This window comes from Lysinibacillus sp. NPDC097287, assembly GCF_044761695.1.
Taxonomy (GTDB): domain Bacteria; phylum Bacillota; class Bacilli; order Bacillales_A; family Planococcaceae; genus Lysinibacillus.
Genome location: NZ_JBIWCX010000036.1, coordinates 1 through 2,172 on the forward strand (window position 1 = coordinate 1; position 2,172 = coordinate 2,172).

2 protein-coding genes are annotated in these 2,172 nt (G+C 61.9%); one reads left to right on the forward strand and one right to left on the reverse strand.

The window, feature by feature from the left end; translation table 11 throughout:
• On the forward strand, window positions 1–868 hold an 868-nt coding region (locus ACIQ2D_RS21770), incomplete at its 5' end, for a hypothetical protein (RefSeq protein WP_483869756.1).
• An 87-nt stretch (window positions 869–955) separates the two neighbouring features.
• On the opposite strand, the gene ACIQ2D_RS21775 is transcribed toward ACIQ2D_RS21770, so the two are convergent.
• A complete protein-coding gene (locus ACIQ2D_RS21775) occupies window positions 956–1,750 on the reverse strand; it encodes a type IV toxin-antitoxin system AbiEi family antitoxin domain-containing protein (RefSeq protein ID WP_003944244.1) in 795 nt (264 codons plus the stop codon).
• Between the last annotated feature and the right edge of the window lie 422 nt (window positions 1,751–2,172).

Sequence of the window (2,172 nt, forward strand, 5' to 3'; positions counted from 1 at the left end):
CGAGACCGTCGATCGGCTGATTGCGCGTAGCGGCTACACCCGCAAACGGACCCGCGGCCACAAGATCCCGCTGCCGCTGGGCACAGTCTGGGTCAGCAGCGGCACGGACACTGAAAAGATCGAACTGCGCCGCGAACACGGGCGTGGGGCGTTCGTGCTGTCCCTACAGGCCGAGCGTCGGGTATACGACGTTGCTGAGCCGACAGCTCTCGACGACGCACTCGAACTTGCCGCATCGCTGAACTTCGGATCCCCCGGCACTGCCATCTCCGGGGGATGGGCGGCCATCGAGGCCTTGCTGATCTCATCCGCCGACGGTGACGACACCCGAGACCGGGGCTCCGTCGCTGCCGATCGTATGGCCGCATTGGTGGCATGTTCATGGCCTCGTGGTGAATTGACCTCCTTGGCTCACCGCCATGACCCGGAAGAACCGGACCGGCTTGCGCTGGCACTTGCCTCTGCCGCCTCCAATCGGGAGAGGGCTCTATTGGTAGCGGAATCCCTCAAATCTGGTCGGTCGCTGGCATTGACACGGCCGACGGATATCGCCGCCCAGGAACGCATGAACCAGGTCGTGAAAGATCCTCGCCGCACCCTCAACGACGTCTCCAAACACATCACCACCGCGATGCGGCGCCTCTATCGACAGAGAAACCTGCTGATGCACGGCGGTTCGACTAACTCTGTTGCACTGCAAGCAACATTGCGGACGGCCGCCCCACTTGTCGGAGCGGGGCTCGACCGCATCACCCACGCCGCTCTGACCGACGGCATCGGCGCATTATCCTTGGCGTCGCGCGCAGGTCTGAATCTCAAACTCGTCGGTGGGACGGACGGGCGACACGTGGCAGACCTCCTCGAGTAACCTCCTCGCGCCACGTGCCGCAGCAATGTCGACGGTCTGACAGCGCCGCGCTATGAAGTGCTTTTGACGTCTAATAATGTTGTGACACTATAGAATTCCTTGTTTCCGTAGTGCACGAATCGCGGCAGGTAGAGCAGGATCACGCAGAATATTCAGGACACCGTGCCTGTGCGCGTCCTCGCCGGTGGTGGCGGCTTTCTCTTGCAGTGCCTCGGTCGGTATGGCCATCAGGTTCGAGGCGGCGACGTCGTCGATGAGGGCGGCGACGAACCCCGCTCCGTCGCCGAGGGGGGCGCCGTAGAGGTGCGCGAATGGGCGCAGTTCGGACTCCAGTTGTTCTCGCGAGACCTGGTCGGTGCGCAGTGCATCCCACACCACTCCCGCGAGGTGTCCACCGTCTGTGCGAGAGGAAGCGAGGTCAACGATCGTCCTTGCTGTCGTCGTGACCGGCAGGCCGTCGAGTAGGGACCAGTCCGTAGGGTCCAGCGCGGCGACGTGGAAACGGACTCCGTCGCTGCGTGTATTGCGCCGCCGCGGGACGGTGAATTCTGCAATGTCGGCATCGATGTCACCGAGTTCTCTCAAGTCGGCGGCCGTTCGATGAGAGGCGACCCCGCGGGGATCGGCACTGTTGATGCGCTCTGCTGCCGAGCGTGTCGGGTCGAGTGCAAGCCATTGGGCGCGTACGTGATCGGTGAGGTGAATCGGCGTCCCTGTCAGCCGGTACACGCCATGCCTGATGCGGGTGAGGATGAATCGGTCTGCCAGCCGCTTGAGGTGTTGCGCACTTACGCCGGACTCGGCGGCTTGGGCTGAGGTGAACATGCCCCACTGTTCTTGGGCGAGGTCTGCCAGTGCCAGGAGCCGATCATCACCTTTCATGCATCAATAATATCGCTCTAAGTGTAATTTTTGACGACCTATCATTGAGTTTTGGTGACAGTTGCTGCACGTGTGGCCGATAGTCGAACGCAAAAAACGCGGCAGGACGTATCGACGCCTCGCGTCCGTCACGTGCGACACCCAGGTTCCGAAAATAGTTTGCCCACGCGTGTCACACAGGACGCCTCCACCGGATCTTCCTACTCGTAGAAGCCCAATTCCGGCGACACGAGGAGATCGGTCATGTTCGACAGTCAGTCAGAACCCCAGCGGACCACCCCGAATACGGCGAACTCAGCAGGACTCTCTGACGCGGATCAAATGTCCCTGCTGATGGCAGCCCCACTGATCTTCGGTGTCGTCGTCGGAGCCCTTCCTTCCATGTCGGCCAGGGCCACAGCCTGGCTCCTCGAACACAACAT

Coding starts and splice junctions, on each gene's coding strand:
- ACIQ2D_RS21775 (WP_003944244.1), bottom strand. CDS start 1,750: ATGAAAGGTGATGATCGGCTCCTGGCACTGGCAGACCTCGCCCAAGAA.